The 15,500-nt window shown below is 64.3% G+C and carries 15 protein-coding genes; 7 read left to right on the top strand and 8 right to left on the bottom strand.

Annotation, left to right across the window (positions count from 1 at the left end):
* Positions 1 to 19: 19 nt before the first annotated feature.
* Positions 20 to 484 carry a TlpA disulfide reductase family protein gene (locus NO932_RS05400; protein WP_309210985.1) on the bottom strand — a complete coding sequence of 155 codons (465 nt, stop codon included), beginning with the start codon at positions 482 to 484 and terminating at the stop codon, positions 20 to 22.
* Positions 485 to 599: 115 nt separating this feature from the next.
* On the opposite strand from NO932_RS05400, the gene ilvA reads away from it, so the two are divergent.
* Entirely contained in the window at positions 600 to 2,114 is a 1,515-nt protein-coding gene (gene ilvA, locus NO932_RS05395) for a threonine ammonia-lyase, biosynthetic (RefSeq protein ID WP_309210071.1), read from the top strand.
* Positions 2,115 to 2,135: 21 nt separating this feature from the next.
* On the opposite strand, the gene greA is transcribed toward ilvA, so the two are convergent.
* Complete coding sequence (gene greA / locus NO932_RS05390) at positions 2,136 to 2,618, bottom strand: transcription elongation factor GreA (protein WP_309162110.1); 483 nt, start codon at positions 2,616 to 2,618, stop codon at positions 2,136 to 2,138.
* Positions 2,619 to 2,919: 301 nt separating this feature from the next.
* Between greA and chrA the strand changes: the two genes are divergently transcribed.
* Positions 2,920 to 4,119, top strand: a complete 1,200-nt coding sequence (chrA, locus tag NO932_RS05385) for a chromate efflux transporter (protein WP_309210070.1) — start codon at positions 2,920 to 2,922, stop codon at positions 4,117 to 4,119.
* Here chrA and NO932_RS05380 read toward each other — a convergent pair.
* The 4 genes from NO932_RS05380 to NO932_RS05365 form a co-directional block, all read right to left on the bottom strand.
* The gene (locus NO932_RS05380) at positions 4,116 to 4,748 is read right to left on the bottom strand and encodes an SCO family protein (RefSeq protein WP_309162112.1); all 633 of its coding nucleotides are present in this window, start codon (positions 4,746 to 4,748) and stop codon (positions 4,116 to 4,118) included. The genes chrA and NO932_RS05380 overlap by 4 nt on opposite strands.
* Positions 4,749 to 4,750: 2 nt before the next feature.
* Positions 4,751 to 5,611 carry a copper chaperone PCu(A)C gene (locus NO932_RS05375; RefSeq protein WP_309210069.1) on the bottom strand — a complete coding sequence of 287 codons (861 nt, stop codon included), beginning with the start codon at positions 5,609 to 5,611 and terminating at the stop codon, positions 4,751 to 4,753.
* A gap of 41 nt (positions 5,612 to 5,652) precedes the next feature.
* Complete coding sequence (locus NO932_RS05370) at positions 5,653 to 6,006, bottom strand: hypothetical protein (RefSeq protein ID WP_309210068.1); 354 nt, start codon at positions 6,004 to 6,006, stop codon at positions 5,653 to 5,655.
* 96 nt (positions 6,007 to 6,102) lie between these two features.
* The gene (locus NO932_RS05365) at positions 6,103 to 7,065 is read right to left on the bottom strand and encodes an alpha/beta hydrolase (RefSeq protein WP_309210067.1); all 963 of its coding nucleotides are present in this window, start codon (positions 7,063 to 7,065) and stop codon (positions 6,103 to 6,105) included.
* Between the two features lie 87 nt (positions 7,066 to 7,152).
* Here NO932_RS05365 and NO932_RS05360 point away from each other — a divergent pair, with 87 nt between their 5' ends.
* The 5 genes from NO932_RS05360 (at position 7,153) to yjfF (ending at position 13,062) form a co-directional block, all read left to right on the top strand.
* The gene (locus tag NO932_RS05360; protein WP_309210065.1) at positions 7,153 to 7,872 is read left to right on the top strand and encodes a WYL domain-containing protein; all 720 of its coding nucleotides are present in this window, start codon (positions 7,153 to 7,155) and stop codon (positions 7,870 to 7,872) included.
* Positions 7,873 to 8,343: 471 nt separating this feature from the next.
* Positions 8,344 to 9,318, top strand: a complete 975-nt coding sequence (ytfQ, locus tag NO932_RS05355; RefSeq protein WP_309162117.1) for a galactofuranose ABC transporter, galactofuranose-binding protein YtfQ — start codon at positions 8,344 to 8,346, stop codon at positions 9,316 to 9,318.
* Between the two features lie 233 nt (positions 9,319 to 9,551).
* Positions 9,552 to 11,066 carry a sugar ABC transporter ATP-binding protein gene (locus NO932_RS05350; RefSeq protein WP_309210064.1) on the top strand — a complete coding sequence of 505 codons (1,515 nt, stop codon included), beginning with the start codon at positions 9,552 to 9,554 and terminating at the stop codon, positions 11,064 to 11,066.
* On the top strand, positions 11,063 to 12,082 hold the full coding sequence (locus NO932_RS05345) for an ABC transporter permease (RefSeq protein WP_309210063.1): 1,020 nt from the start codon (positions 11,063 to 11,065) through the stop codon (positions 12,080 to 12,082). The genes NO932_RS05350 and NO932_RS05345 overlap by 4 nt, the downstream gene beginning before the upstream one ends.
* Complete coding sequence (gene yjfF, locus NO932_RS05340; RefSeq protein ID WP_309210062.1) at positions 12,079 to 13,062, top strand: galactofuranose ABC transporter, permease protein YjfF; 984 nt, start codon at positions 12,079 to 12,081, stop codon at positions 13,060 to 13,062. The genes NO932_RS05345 and yjfF overlap by 4 nt, the downstream gene beginning before the upstream one ends.
* Before the next feature lie 7 nt (positions 13,063 to 13,069).
* Here yjfF and NO932_RS05335 read toward each other — a convergent pair whose 3' ends face one another.
* Together NO932_RS05335 and NO932_RS05330 are read right to left on the bottom strand one after the other, a co-directional pair.
* Positions 13,070 to 13,453, bottom strand: coding sequence for a VOC family protein (locus NO932_RS05335; RefSeq protein WP_309210061.1), 384 nt, complete (start codon positions 13,451 to 13,453; stop codon positions 13,070 to 13,072).
* A gap of 123 nt (positions 13,454 to 13,576) precedes the next feature.
* Entirely contained in the window at positions 13,577 to 15,475 is a 1,899-nt protein-coding gene (locus tag NO932_RS05330; protein WP_309210060.1) for a glucose/sorbosone family PQQ-dependent dehydrogenase, read from the bottom strand.
* Positions 15,476 to 15,500: the final 25 nt, after the last annotated feature.

The following is a 15,500-nucleotide window of genomic DNA, read 5'->3' as shown; positions in this document are numbered from 1 at the left end:
TCGCTCAACGACAAGAGCATCATTCCTCCAACAGATCAGTCACTTCCCCGGCCTTCACTGCATCGCCCCAATCCACCGCGCCCTGCCGCCGCCACAGCACCTCTCCGGCGCCATCGACCACCACCGTGCTCGGATAGCCCAATATCGCGAAGACGCTCCCCACATTCCCCTCGACTTGCCGCCAGCTCGAAAGCCCCACGCCCAGATTGTCGAGAAACGCCGCCACGCGCCCGTACTCGGCCGTATCCACCGACACCAGCACCAGCCGCTCGCCCAGCCCCTCCGCCTCGGCAAAGGCTTGCAGCTCGGGCAGTTCCTCGCGGCACGGCGCGCACCATGTCGCCCAGAAGTGAAGGATCGTCGCCCCTTCGACAAGCTCACCCAGCAGCACCGTTTCCCCGGTGCCGTCTTCCAGCGTCACAGCGTCCAGATCGGCGCTCATCGGCCGCGCCAAGACACCGCTGCCCCACGCAAGTCCGGCCACAATCGCCAAGATCGATATCCTTATCATCGCTCGCACCCTATTGCCGCCCGATGACCGCCCGGTGACACACAGCCGCTTCCGGGCTAAGAGGAGCCAACCACCGAAGGCCCCGCCCATGCATGATATCATCCGCGCCATCCTCTCCTCCTCGGTTTACGACGCCGCCGTCGAAACCCCGCTGGAAAAGATGGGCCCGCTTTCCGACAAGCTCGGCCGCCCGGTGTTCTTAAAGCGCGAGGATCTGCAGCCGGTCTTTTCCTTCAAGCTGCGTGGCGCTTATAACAAGCTCGCCTCTCTCACCGAGGCCGAAAAGGCCAAGGGCGTCATCTGCGCCTCGGCTGGCAATCACGCCCAGGGGCTCGCCTATTCGGCCACCCGCATGGGCCTGCGCTCGGTCATCGTCATGCCCACAACCACCCCTTCGATCAAGGTCGAAGCCGTCAAGCGCCTGGGCGGCGAAGTGGTGATCCATGGCGATGCGTTCGATGACGCCCGCCTCCACGCGCTGGCGCTGTGCGAGGCGGAAAACCTCACCTTCGTCCATCCCTATGACGATCCGGATGTGATCGCCGGCCAGGGCACCATCGGCGTAGAGATTCTGCGCCAGCACGGCGGCCCGCTCTCCGCCCTCTATCTGCCCATCGGCGGCGGCGGTCTTGCCGCCGGCGTCGCGGCCTACGCGAAATTCCTGCGCCCGGAGATCAAGATCATCGGCGTCGAACCCGAAGACGCCGCCTCGATGAAAGCCGCGCTCGCTGCGGGCCGCCCCCTGCCGCTGAACGAGGTCGGCATCTTCGCTGACGGCGTCGCTGTCAAGCAGGCGGGCGAGCGGACGTTCGACATCCTCAAGGACACGCTGGACGATATCGTCACCGTCTCCACCGACGAGATCTGCGCCGCCATCAAGGACATCTTCGAGCACACCCGCGCCATAGCCGAACCAGCCGGCGCGGTCTCGCTCGCCGGCCTGCGCAAGCACGCGCCATCGCTTCAAACGCAAGGCGCCGCCGTCGCCATCTGCTCGGGCGCCAACATCAATTTCGATCGCCTGCGCCACGTCGCCGAACGGGCCGAATTGGGCGAGCGCGCCGAAGCGGTCCTCGCCGTCACCATCCCCGAAAAGCCGGGCGCCTACCGCGCCTTCATCCGCCTGCTGGGCGCCCGCGCGGTCACCGAGTTCAACTACCGCATCGCCCCCGGCAACAGCGCCCACATCTTCGTGGGCATCGGCCTCAAGCGCGGCGAGGCCGAGAAGGTCGAAATCATCGCCATGCTGCGCGAGCACGGCCACACCGTCCTCGATCTCTCCGACAACGAGGTCGCCAAGCTCCACATCCGCTACATGGTCGGCGGCCGCGTCGAGGGGCTGGAAAACGAACTGCTCTTCCGCTTCGAATTCCCCGAACGCCCCGGCGCGCTGCTCAAATTCCTAGAAGGCCTCGCGCCGGACTGGAACATCTCCCTGTTCCACTACCGCAACCACGGCTCCGACTATGGCCGCGTCCTTGTCGGTGTCCAGGTCCCGCCTACCGAACGCGACGCGTTCGAAGCCTATCTTGACACCCTGGGCTATCCCCACTGGGACGAAAGCGAAAACCCCGCCTACGCCATGTTCCTGGCGCCCGCCTGATCCGGCAGCCGCCAAGGCCCCTCAGGCAATGGCGAGGATTTCAAGCTCGTGCTCGCCGAGCGCCACCACGTCCCCCACGGCCTTGCCCATCAATGCCGCGGCGACCGGCGACACATAGGAAATCGAGCCCGTCGCCGGGTCGGCCTCGTCCTCTCCGACGATGCGGAAGCTCTGCCGCCGGCCGTCCTCGCGCTCATAGGTCACCCTATGCCCGAACGCCACCACATCATTGGTGTCGGGAGCCGGAACGAGCTGCGCCGTGCGCACGCGTTCGGCGAAATATCGGGCATCGCGCAACGGCACCGCGGCCTGCCGTCGCCGCTCGTTGATGTCGTCGAGCCCATTGGCCGCCTCCAGCGCCGCCTGGGCCTCGGCCAGTTCCTTGTTCAGCCGCGCCAGCCCCTCCTGGGTCACCAGGTTGGGATAGATGGAAATCGGACGGTCGGGCAGGACGGTTTCCGACGCCGCTTCCGCGCTTTCTTCCTTGACGAATGCCACGCTCATTTCAGTGCCATAATCCTTTTAGCTCGTCCCAAACGGCCCGAAACATCACCCATCGCCGATTTCCGGCCCTGCTCACAACCGGCCATATCCTCATGGGTTCCCTGCCGCACCGCGTATATGGGATTTCTTGATCGCAATGACGAGAGCCCTTTACGACTGCCTGCCCGGCGCGCCAAAGCCTCGCGGTCGCTGCGCTGCTCCCGACCGCCGCCTTTCATGAACTTTCAATGACATAACCCCCCCGCCCCTTGCCAGCGCCGACCCTTTTGACGCACACATCGCCTGCACAGGGGAGACGCCGATGACCGGGCACACCGACGATCCATCCAGACCAGCCGGCAACGCCGTCGAAGTTCTCCTTGCCTTCCTCAAGCTCGGGCTCACCGCCTTCGGCGGGCCCATTGCCCATCTTGGGTATTTTCGTGACGAGTTCGTCACTCGCCGCCGCTGGCTTACCGAGGCGGCCTATGCCGATCTCGTCGCGCTCTGTCAGTTCCTTCCCGGTCCCGCCTCCAGCCAGGTCGGCTTCGGCCTGGGGCTGATGCGCGCCGGTCCCTTGGGTGCTCTCGCCGCCTTCCTGGCCTTCACCTTGCCTTCGGCCCTCCTCATGGTCGCCTTCGCATTCGGCGCCGCCATGATCGATGGCCCGATCGGCTCGGGCATCCTCACCGGGCTCAAGATCGTCGCCGTCGCCATCGTCGCCCAGGCCGTTTGGGGCATGGCGAAATCGCTCACGCCCGACCGCCAGCGCGCCACCATCGCCGTCCTCGCCGTCCTTCTGGTGGTCGCGCTCGGCGGCTCTGCCGGCCAGATCGCCGCCATCGTCTTCGGCGCCGTCGCAGGTTACACGGTCTGCCGCGATCTCCCCTTGCCCGAAGCCGGCCCGGTCGCCTTTCCGGTCAGCCAGCTGGCCGGGTTCATAGCGCTCGCGCTGTTCTTCGTCCTCCTTTTCGCCCTCCCGCTCCTTTCGGCCACCAGCCAGCCCCTCGCCATGTTCGATGCCTTCTACCGCTCCGGCTCGCTGGTTTTTGGCGGCGGTCATGTGGTGCTGCCGCTGCTGCAAGCGGAAACCGTCGCGCCCGGCTGGGTCAGAGAGGATGCGTTCCTGGCCGGCTATGGCGCCGCCCAGGCCATGCCCGGCCCGCTCTTTACCTTCGCCGCCTATCTCGGCGCCGTCCTCGGCCCCGAACCGAACGGGGTTGCCGGCGCAGCCATCGCGCTCGCCGCCATCTTCCTTCCCGGCTTCCTGCTGCTGGTCGGCATCCTGCCGTTCTGGAACCAACTCAGCGCCCGCCCCTGGGCCCGCGCCGCCATGGCCGGCACCAATGCCGCCGTGGTCGGCATCCTGGGCGCCGCACTCTATGATCCGGTCTTTACCTCGGCCATCACCAGCCCCGGCGCTTTCGCGCTGGCGCTGGTGTGCTTTGCATTGCTGATGGTGTGGAAAGCCCCACCCTGGCTGGTCGTCATCGTCGCAGCCCTGGGCGGGATTTTGATCTAGCTCCCAATCAACCTGCGCAGCTTGCCCAACGCCGTCTCGGACCCTTCCTCATAGGCGATGGTGCCGAAGAAATCGCCGTTCTCGTCGAGCAGGAACACCGAGGCTGTGTGGTTGACGTTGTACCCGCCGCCCTCGAGCGGCTCGCGCTCGGCCATGACGCCCCAGGCATCAACCATCTTCTCGATGTCGGCCGGCTCACCCGTAAGACCCGTGATGCGGTCGGAAACCCAGCTCACATATTCGCCCAGCACCTCGGGGGTATCGCGTTCGGGATCGACGCTGACGAAATAGGCATCGACCTTGTCGGCATCCGCGCCCAGTTCGGCATACCAGTGCTGCATGTCGCCGAGCGTGGTCGGGCATACGTCAGGACAATGGGTGAAGCCGAAAAACACCATGGACGGTTTGCCCACGAACACGCTGTCGTCCACCGCCTCGCCCTCATGGGTCACGAGCTGGTAGTCGCCGGCTCCGTACCGCCCCTGGGCACCGGCCAGCGCCTGAGTCACCGAACCGCCCTGCTGCCCCGCACCACCGGGTCCCGATGGCGAGGTGTACCAGATCCAGCCCGCGCCCACCGCCGCTACGGCAACCAGCGTCCACAAAACAGTGCGTATCGTCTTGAGCATGGTCAGTGCCCCTCATGTCCGGAACTCATGCCCGAGGCGCCAAACGCCTGGACCGCAAGTTCGATTTCAACGTCTCCGGCCCGCTCGAAGCTCAGCGTCACCGGCACGGTTTCCCCTTCCACGAAGGGCTGCGAGATATCCATGAACATCAGATGCAGTCCGCCCGGCTCCAGCGTCACCGTCTCGCCCGCTGGGATTTCCAGCCCATCGGGCAGTTGCGACATCTGCATCACGTCGTTAACCACCGCCATTTCGTGAATCTGCACGTCCGGCGAGAACGAGGATTGCGCATCGAGCAGCCGGTCGGCCTCGTCGCCAGTGTTGGTGATGGTGACATAGCCGCCGCCGACCGGCGCGTTGGGCAGCGTCGCGCGGGTAAATGCCCCGGAGATCATGAGATCCCCCACGGTCACGCCGTCCTGCGCATGCGCATGAGCATCCGCCCCCCCTTCGCCCAGGCTCACCACCGGATCCCAGCCAAGGGCCACGTCGCCGCAATATTGCTCGACCGGGAAGACGATATCGGCGTCGGGCGCGTCCTCGGCGAAGGTGCCGGTAAAGGCGAAGGTCTCCACCGCGTCATCGGCAACCGAACCGCCCGACCATTCGATATGGCCTTCGCCCGCGTCCAGGGTCCAGCCCTCCTTGGCTTCGGCCTGCACATCGGCAAAGCCCTGGGGGATATTGACGCGCACCCTGTCGGTCGGCGCGCCGTCGCAGCCATGGGGCAGGATGAGCACGCCGCGGAAGCTTTCGCCCGGCGCCGAGGTGCCGTTCTGGAAGGTCATATGGGCGAAGGCCGGGGCCGCGAATACGGAAACGGTGGCTGCCGCCAGGGCAGCGCGGGAAAGAATGCTGATCATTTCGATCTCCAGCAAGAATGTGGTCTGAAAAGCTTTGGGATTCAGACCAGTGCCGGCGGCGCTCGCGGATTGGCCGAAGAATAGGCCTGCTGGAGAACGACGAGATCGTCGGAAAGCTCGAATCCCGCCTCCCCGAGCGCCACATAGGCAGGCTCGGCCACGCAGGGCGCCGGCGGCAGATCGGCGATGCCGGCGCGGCACGCATGACAGGGTGCATGTCCCGCATCCCCGTCATCGGGCCCCGACCCGCAGAAGGAAAGATCGGCCACCGCCCATTGCGGCCCGTCATCGACCTGGGCAACGGCAACCGGCTGATGCGCGAACGAGAGGAACACCAGCGCCAACACCGCCAGCGCCTTTACGATTTCCCCGCCGATGTCGCGCACAAGGCCCATGGCCCGGCATCCTTCGGTTTCTGCGTCGCGAGCCTTTTACACCATTCCGCCCCCAGGCCAATGCGTCATCTTGCTTGCGCGGCCGCAGCCCTGACGTCAGCGCCGTGCTCCCGGCTGTGCGGCACCCTGCCCTCGCAGCCATTCCAGGATCGCCCGGTTGGTTTCTTCCGGCCGTTCCTGCTGAATCCAGTGACCGCAATCGAAGCTGATGGCATCCACGTTGGGCACGAATTGCTGCAGGTTTCCAGATTTCGCGACCGTATCCCGGTCGCCATAGATCATCAGCGTGGGCTGCTGGATGACCGGATCGGCGTCCGCCAGCAGATGCCAGTTGCGGTCAAGGTTCCGATACCAGTTTATGCTGCCGGTAAATCCCGAGGCTTCAAAGGCGGAAACCAAGACAGCCAGTTCACCGTCGCTCATCACTGGCTCTCCCGAGGGTGTTTCGGCCTTGGCGAGGTTGATCATCGTCATTCCCGGTGCCGGCTCCGCAGGCGGCACGTTCTTGCGGTAGAGATTGCGTAGGAACCGGAACGCGTTCGCGTCCAGGATGGCGTCCGCCACACCGGGATATCGGTTGAAATGAACGAAGTAGAAATCGTCGCCAAGGACCCGTTCCATGCTCTCGATCCATGGAACTGCGCCGCGCTCCTGGTATGGCAGGCTCAAATTGATTACCCTGCTGACCCGCGCTGGATGAAGCAGGGTCAGACCCCAGACAACCATTGCGCCCCAATCGTGGCCGACAAAAATGGCATCGTCGTATCCATAGTGATCGAGGAGCGCGACAAGATCGCCCGACAAATGCTCGATGTCATAGTCCGTCACCTCGGTTGGACGGGACGATTTGCCATAACCGCGCTGGTTGGGGACGATGACGTGGTAGCCCGCCGAGGCAAGGGCGGGCACTTGGTAACGCCAGGAGAAGGCATGCTCGGGCCAACCATGGCAGAGCACGATGGGTTTTCCCCGGTTCTCCCGACCTGCCTCGAAGACTTCGAGGACCACCCCGTTGACCGGGACAAGGCTGGGTTTGGGAAAGTCGATCATATTGGGCATGGTTCGTTCTCCTTGCTGACAGGTGAGACCACTGCCTAGGGTCCAATGGTGACAAACTTTGACACCATTCCGTAGCAGCATTGCCCAATGACATCCCGCATTAGACAAGACGCCATCGTGCGCAGCCTGCGCCGTACGGGCACCGCGACAGTCGCTGACCTCGCCGAAGCGGTCGGCGCGTCGAGGCGCACCGTGTTGCGCGACATCGGTGCACTGCGCGATATGGGTTTTGTCATTCATTCCGAACCCGGGCGCGGCGGCGGGCTGCAACTCGATCCGCAATCGGTTCAGACCACGGCACGGCTCTCGGTCGCCGAGGTTTTCGCGCTCCTCATCAGCGTTGCATCCATGCGCGCTGCCGGAATCCTGCCCTTCTCGAGCCTAGCCGATGCCGGACTGTCCAAGATCGAGCAGGCCCTGCCCCCGGACAAGCTGCGCGACCTGCGCCGGTTTCTCGATTGCCTCTATGTCGGGCAACTTTCGCCGCTGGTCGACATCTCGGATTTGGGCCCGATCGACCCGGCGCTGCTCCCGGCTTTCGAGACCGCCTTCCTTCAGCGGCGGCAATTGCGATTGCGGTATCGCGATGCAAAAGGGGCGGTGACCAACAGGATTGTCGAACCGCAAGCCATGCTGATCCTGCCGCCGCTTTGGTATCTTGTGGCCTGGGATCCGGCGCGCCAGGCTTTCCGACATTTTCGGATGGACCGGATCAGCAAGCCGGCAATAGACGAGGGTGCCACATTCCGGCGCCGCCACGTGCCGTTCGAAGATCACGTCCGCCCGGTTCGCGACCTGTCCCGCTGACCTTCCGGCCAGAGTGATCGAGCCCGCACGGCAAAATCGCGAGCTGCGGGGTCCGATAAACCCGTAACCGTTTAGTCATACTTATGTGCACGCGGGAAGCCTCCGAGCCCTGCGGCCTGCGGTTTCCACATGCCGTGCCGAGCCCTTGGCAACAATCCCATATGGCACGGCGTTGAGTTGCCCCAACCACACCACAACCTCAGCCTGCCATCATCCCGAGAGGCTTGCCCCCAACCGCCCCCAATTCCCCCGCCAGTCATTCCGGGACTTGCTCCCGGACTCCAGCAACAGCGCCAGCCAAACCGCACCACCCTCCACGCTTGGCCCCCAACACTCCCCCCCTCCATCCCTTTCCACACCCTCCTCACACCAACTTTCCGCCTTTACATATAGTAATACTATATGCAATTGTTCCCTCCGCGAGCCGGAACGGAGGGAGGCTTCGGGACCGGCGCCAAAGGAGGAAAATCAATGAAATTCTTAAAGCAGCTCGCGCTGGGCGTGAGCACTGTCGCCATGATGGGCTCGGCGGCGATCGCCCAGGACGGCCTTTCCGGCATGACCATCGGCTTTTCGCAGATCGGCTCGGAATCGGGCTGGCGCGCCGCCGAAACCTCGGTCACACGTGCCGAAGCCGAGGAACGCGGTATCAATCTGCAGTTCTCCGATGCCCAGCAGCGCCAGGAAAACCAGATCCGCGCCATCCGCTCCTTCATCGCCCAGGGCGTCGATGCCATCCTGCTCGCACCGGTCGTCGCCACTGGCTGGGAAGAGGTTCTGACCGAGGCGCGCGATGCCGAAATCCCCGTCGTCCTCATGGACCGTGGCATCGACGCGCCCGATGACCTCTACCTCACCGCAGTCATGTCCGATCAGGTCCTCGAAGGCCGCGTGGCCGGCGAGTGGCTGGTCGAAACCGTGGGCGAGGAGGAATGCCGCGTCGTCGAACTCCAGGGCACCGTCGGCTCCTCCCCGGCCATCAACCGCAAGCAGGGTTTTGAGGAAGCCATCGCCAACTCCCCCAATATCGAGATCGTCCGCTCCCAAACCGGCGACTTCACCCGCGCGCTCGGCAAGCAGGTGATGGAAGGGTTCCTGCGCGCCGAAGGCGGCGGCCAGGACATCTGCGCCCTTTACGCGCACAATGACGATATGGCCGTGGGCGCCATCCAGGCCATCAAGGAAGCCGGCCTCCAGCCGGGCGAGGATATCCTGGTGGTCTCCATCGACGCCGTGCCCGACATCTTCACCGCCATGGCCGCCGGCGAAGCCAACGCCACAGTGGAGCTGACCCCCAACATGGCCGGCCCGAGCTTCGATGCGCTGGAAGCCTATCTCGTCGACGGCGTCGAGCCCGAAAAGCTCATCATCACCGAATCCACCCTCTACACCCAGGAGGACGATCCCGAAGGCGAAGCCGAACGCCGCCGCGATCTGGGGTATTGATCAAAGGATAGCAACGCCTGCCCAAGGCCCCTCTCCGCTCAAGGGAGAGGGGTCGGGGCTTCTCCGACTCTTGCGGCCCAAGGCTCTTGCCGAAACGCTGCCACAGACTACCCTTCTCCCCCGGTGGGAGAAGGTGGCCGCGAAGCGGTCGGATGAGGGGGCGCTGAGATTGCGCCGAGCGCCTCACCCGCCGCAAATCGCCAATTGCTCGAACCGCGACGAAGATTGAAACAATGCCCGAACCCAGCCCCCTCCTCGCCGCCGCGCAAATCGACAAGTCCTTCCTCTCCCATAAGGTTCTCGACAATGTCGGCATCGAGCTCTATCCCGGCGAGGTCCACGCGCTGCTGGGCGAAAACGGCGCCGGCAAATCAACCCTCATCAAGATTCTCACCGGCGCCTACACCCACGATGCCGGCACCATCACGCTCGAGGGCAGGCCCATCCATCCACGCGACACCCGCCACGCGCAGGAGCTGGGCATCGGCACGGTCTATCAGGAGGTCAACCTCCTCCCCAACATGACCGTCGCCGAAAACCTCTATATCGGTCGCCAGCCCATGCGGATGGGCTTCGTCGACACCCGCAGGATGGAGCGCGACGCCCGCGACCTCCTTTCCCGCTACGATCTCGATATCGATGTTGGCGCCCAGCTTGACACCTATTCGGTCGCCATCCAGCAGATCGTCGCCATCGCTCGCGCCGTCGACATTTCCGGCAAGGTGCTGATCCTGGACGAACCCACCGCGAGCCTCGACAGCCACGAGGTGGAAATCCTCTTTTCCATCATCCGCCAGCTCAAAACGCGCGGGCTGGCGGTCGTCTTCATCACCCACTTCCTCGATCAGGTCTATGAGATCTCCGACCGCGTCACCGTGCTTCGCAACGGCCGCCGCGTCGGCTCGCGCCCCATCGCCGGGCTCTCGCGCATGGATCTAGTCACCATGATGCTGGGCGAAGCGCTCGAGCACGAGGACGCCATGCGCATCGGCGCCACCCGCCAGCCCGGCGAGCTATACGCCGCGTTTCGCAATTATTCCCTCGCCGGCAAGGCCGCGCCTTTCGATCTCGACCTTCACAAGGGCGAAATCGTCGGTGTTGCCGGTCTCCTGGGTTCCGGCCGCACCGAAATGGCCCGGCTGCTGTTCGGCATCGACAAACCCGATACGGGCGAATTGACCGTCGCGGGCAAGCCCGCCCGCCTCAACGAGCCGCGCGACGCCATCGCGCTCGATTTCGCCTTCGCCCCGGAAGACCGCAAGCTCGACGGCATTGTGGGCGATCTCTCGGTGCGCGAGAACATCATGTTGGCGCTGCAGGCCCATCGCGGCTGGATGCGCCCCATGTCGGGCGCCGAGCAGGCCGAACTCGCCGACCGCTTCATCAAGGCCCTCGATATCCGCTGCACCGGCCCGGAACAGCCGGTCAAATTCCTCTCGGGCGGCAACCAGCAGAAGGTCGTCCTCGCCCGCTGGTTGGCCACCAATCCCAAGCTGCTGATCCTGGATGAACCCACGCGCGGCATCGATGTGGGCGCCCATGCCGAGATCATCCGCATGATCAACCGCCTGTGCGACGAGGGCATGAGCCTGTTCGTCATCTCGTCCGAGCTTGAAGAGATCACCGCCTATTCCTCCCGCGTCCTCGTCCTGCGCGACCGCGCCATCGCAGGCGAGTTGACGGGCGAAGCCATCAACACCACCGCCATCATGGAAATGATCGCCAGCGAGCCGGAGGCCGCCCAATGACTCGCTCGCTCATCAAGCCGCAATTCATCGCCCTCGCCGCGATCCTGCTGATCAACTGGGTTCTCTTTCCCGGCTTTTTCAATCTCTTCATCCGCGACGGCCGCATCTACGGCTCGCTGATCGACGTCCTCAATCGCGGCGCCCCGGTCGCCATCCTCGCCATCGGCATGACGGCGGTGATCGCCACGCGCGGCGTCGATCTGTCCGTGGGCGCGGTGATGGCCATTTCCGGCGCCGTCGCCGCCACCATGGTCCAGGGCGATGGCAACGCGCTGATCCTGGTGATCCTCGCCGCGCTCGGAGTGGGCCTTCTCTGCGGGCTGTGGAACGGCGTCCTCGTCTCGGTCCTCGATCTGCAACCGATCATCGCCACTCTGATCCTCATGGTTGCCGGGCGCGGCATCGCGCAAACCATCACCGAGGGCTTCATCGTCACCTTCAACGATCCGGGCCTGATCTTTTTGGGCTCGGGCTCCATCCTGGGCCTACCCACTCCCATCATCATCATGGTCGTGCTCGCCGCCGTCACCACCGCCGTGATGCGCATGACCGCGCTGGGCCTGTTCATCGAATCGGTGGGCATCAACCGCTCGGCCTCCTCCTATGCCGGCCTGCGTGCCCGCTCACTGCTCGTCGGCGTCTATGCCTTCGCCGGCTTTTGCGCCGCCATTTCCGGTATCATCGCCGCTGCCGACATCCGTGGCGCCGATGCCAACAATGTGGGCCTCTGGCTCGAGCTCGACGCCATCCTCGCCGTGGTGATCGGAGGCACATCGCTCATGGGCGGGCGGTTCTCGATTCCCATGTCGGTCATCGGCGCGCTCATCATCCAGGCCATGAACACCGGCATCCTGGTTTCCGGCTTCCCGCCAGAATTCAATCTGCTGGTCAAGGCGGCGCTGATCATCGTCATCCTTATCGTCCAGTCGCCTCTCGCCAGCCGCATCTGGCATTTCGCCACCCGCTCCCGCGCCCCGCGCCCTGCGGCCAAGCCTTCGGAGGCCAGCCCAAGATGAATCCGCGCTACTGGCCGCTCGTCGCCACCATCACCATCTTCGTCCTCGCCTATGGGCTGGCGGTGATGCAGTTCCCGGCCCTGTTCTCCACCCGCGTCCTGGGCAACCTTCTGACCGACAACGCCTTCCTCGGCGTCGCGGCGGTCGGCATGACCTTCGTGATCCTTTCGGGCGGCATCGACCTTTCGGTGGGCTCGGTCATCGCCTTTTCCTCGGTGCTGATCGCCGTGCTGGTGACGCAAGCCGGCATCCATCCGCTGCCCGCCTTTGCGCTAACGCTGCTGGTCACCACCGCCTTCGGCGCCACCATGGGCGCCATGATCCACTACCTCGAAGTGCCGCCCTTCATCGTCACCCTCGCAGGCATGTTCCTGGCGCGCGGCGCGACATTCCTGCTCACCCAGGATTCCATCTCGGTCGATCACGAATTCTACGATTGGATCCGCCAGCTCTATTACGTCATGCCCGGCGGCGGACGCCTCACCTTCAACGGCGTTCTGATGCTGGTCGTGTTCCTGGTCGGCACCATCGTCTGCCACCGCACCCGCTTCGGGTCCTATGTCTATGCGCTTGGCGGCAATCCGCAGTCCGCCGCCCTGCTCGGGGTCCCCGTCGCCCGCACCACCATCGGCATATACGCTGTTTCGAGCTTCCTCGCCGGCGTTTCGGGGATCGTCTATTCCCTCTACACCTCCTCGGGCTACCCTCTGGCCGCCGTCGGGGTCGAGCTCGACACCATCGCCGCCGTGGTCATCGGCGGAACGCTGCTTTCGGGCGGTTTTGGCTTCATGCTCGGTTCGCTGGTCGGAGTGTTCATCCAGGGGATGATCCAGACCTATATCGTCTTCGACGGAACGCTCTCGAGCTGGTGGACCAAGATCGTCATCGGCGGCCTGCTGTTCGGCTTCATCGTCATGCAGCGCGTCATCGTCGCCGCATCCAAGCGCCGCTGGCGGCGGGGAAGCCCCGCCGCCGCCTGAGCCGCCCTCAGGCGCTGTTCAAATGCAGGATGTTGCCGTCCGGGTCCTTGAACCAGGCCATGCGGAAATTGTCGGCCTTGTGGATGCCATCGGCATAGTCGGCGCCCATCTCCGGGTAGTGCTCGAAGCGCACGCCCTTGCCGCGCAGATCGGCAACGATCGCTTCGATATCCTCGCCGCAATCCCACACCACCGCATTGGCCTTGTTGGTCCCCGCGAAGTCGGACGGATAGACCAGCAGATAGGTCGAGCCGGTCCTGTAGACCAGCACGCCGCCCATACCGTCCTCTTCGAGTTCGAGTCCCAGCGTGTCGCTGTAGAACGCCCTGGCCCGGTCGATATCGCTGACGGCGACCATGGCGGAGGAGGCCTTGTCCTTGAGTGTACTCATGATGGTTCTCCTTGTGCTTGACCCCACAAGGACGCACCCGCACCCCCAGTTCCGACACCGCACCAAAAAAAGAGGCCGGATACGCTCCCGCCTCTTTCAGAACTCGCAACTATTTCCCAGCGATCAGCGCGCGGCAGCAACCTGTTCGGTGGTCAGAACACCGAAATCATTGCCCCAATTGTTGCGGATGAAGGTGCCGATCTGGGCGATGTCGTCGTCGCTGAGCTGATTGCCGAAGGCCGGCATGTAGCCAAAGCCGTGGACGATCGTGTTGGCGACGAATTCGGCATCGGCCAGTTCGCCATTGCCGGCGAGCACCGCGCCCGCGCCGCCCTGGCCGGCAGGGCCGTGGCACATGGCGCAGTTGGCGGCATATTTCGGGGCACCGAGATTGGCCACTTCGGTCACGTCGGACTCTTCGGTCACGCCAGCAGCGGCGGCTTCGTCACCAGCGGCCTCTTCGCCTTCGGCGGGAGCCTCGTTGCCGGTGTTGGGGTCTTCCCATTCCTGCACGTTCTCGCCACCGCCGGTCGCCGTGGCGCCCGCATAGTTGCCCGTGGTCACGCCCAGCGAACCGCCCTCTTCACCATAGGTGAACATCAGGATCGAGCCGGGGTTGTGCAGCACCGAAGTGTTGAGCCCTTCGCCGAACTTCTGGGCCGCCGAACCGAAGGCGTCGGTCGCGATGAACACCGTGCGCCCGTCGGGCGAAACGATGACGTCACGATAACGGTTCTGGGTCGAAAGCCAGGCTTCGGGCAGCCCATCGGCTTCCTGGCCGTCTTCGGTCAGGTGCTGCACATAGAGCGTGCCGTGCTTCAAAGTCGGGATCAGGATCGAATTGTCCCATTCGGCAATGCCGTCTTCCCCGGCCTCGTAATAGAGCACCGAGGAGGGCGCGACGGTGGGATCGCAGATATAGCCGCAGATCTGGCCGAACTCATACCCATCCTCGACTGTGAAATAGGTCGCGATCGGATCGACCATCTCGCCCTCGAAATCGCTTTCGGCGAATTGCGGCACATCGTCGGGCAGCGGATCGGTGTTGGTGTCCACGCCTTCGGGCGCCTCGCTCCAGTTGATATAGGTGTAGGCCTGGTCGTCGATGAACCCGGCGACATTGGGCCAGCCATAATTGCCGCCCGGCTGGATGATGTTGAACTCGTCGTCCGAGGCCGGACCGTGTTCGACTTCATAGAGCGTGCCGTCCGGCCCGAAGTTGATGCCCTGCGGGTTGCGGTGACCATAGCTATAGACATGGCTCTGGACGCCCTCGATCTCGGGATTGTCCTCGGGGATCGAACCGTCGAGTTCCATGCGCAGGATCTTGCCCGAATAGGTGTGCCAATCCTGGGCTTCGACCTCTTCGGCGGTCGGCAGAACCTGAGCCATGTTCGGACGGCGCAGATTGCGGCCGAAATTGGCGCCCTGCTCACCGATCGAATAATAGAGCTTCATGTCAGGCCCGATCACGACGCGCCCGGCATTGTGGTCGTTCCAGGCCGGCAGGCCCTCGATCACGATCTGCGGGTCGACGAGCTGCTGGAGAGTGTTATCCCAGGTATAGCGCACGATCTGCGCGGAAGGATCGGGTTCCTCGGCGGTGCCGTTGTTCACCGTATAGGACAGGTAGATATAATCGTTGCCGGTGTCCTGGAGCAGTTCGGGGTGCAGCGCCAGGCCGAGCAGGCCCTCGTGCTGGGGACCGGTATAGACGTCCTCGATGGTGAGAAGAAGCTGCTGTGCGCCGGTCGTCGGATCGATCCGCGTCACTTCCCCGCTGGTGCGCTCGGTCACCCAGACCTGGTTATCGGGCCCCCAGCGCATTGCCCAGGGGTTGGACAAGGCAGTGGTCAAAACGCGAGAGGAGAAGAGGTCGTTCTGCCCCTGGGGAACCTCGACCGGGGTCACCTGCGCCGTTGCGAGACTCGTTGAGAGCATGAGAGCGGCCGCGACGGCGCCCCCGGCAATGATCCGTGCAATCGAAGCCCGGCCCGCGTCTGATTTGTACCGCGTCGCCATGAGCAATCTCCTATCGAAAATGGAT

Source organism: Pelagibacterium sp. 26DY04 (assembly GCF_031202305.1).
Taxonomy (GTDB): domain Bacteria; phylum Pseudomonadota; class Alphaproteobacteria; order Rhizobiales; family Devosiaceae; genus Pelagibacterium.
This window is presented reverse-complemented; position numbering and strand designations above follow the sequence as displayed.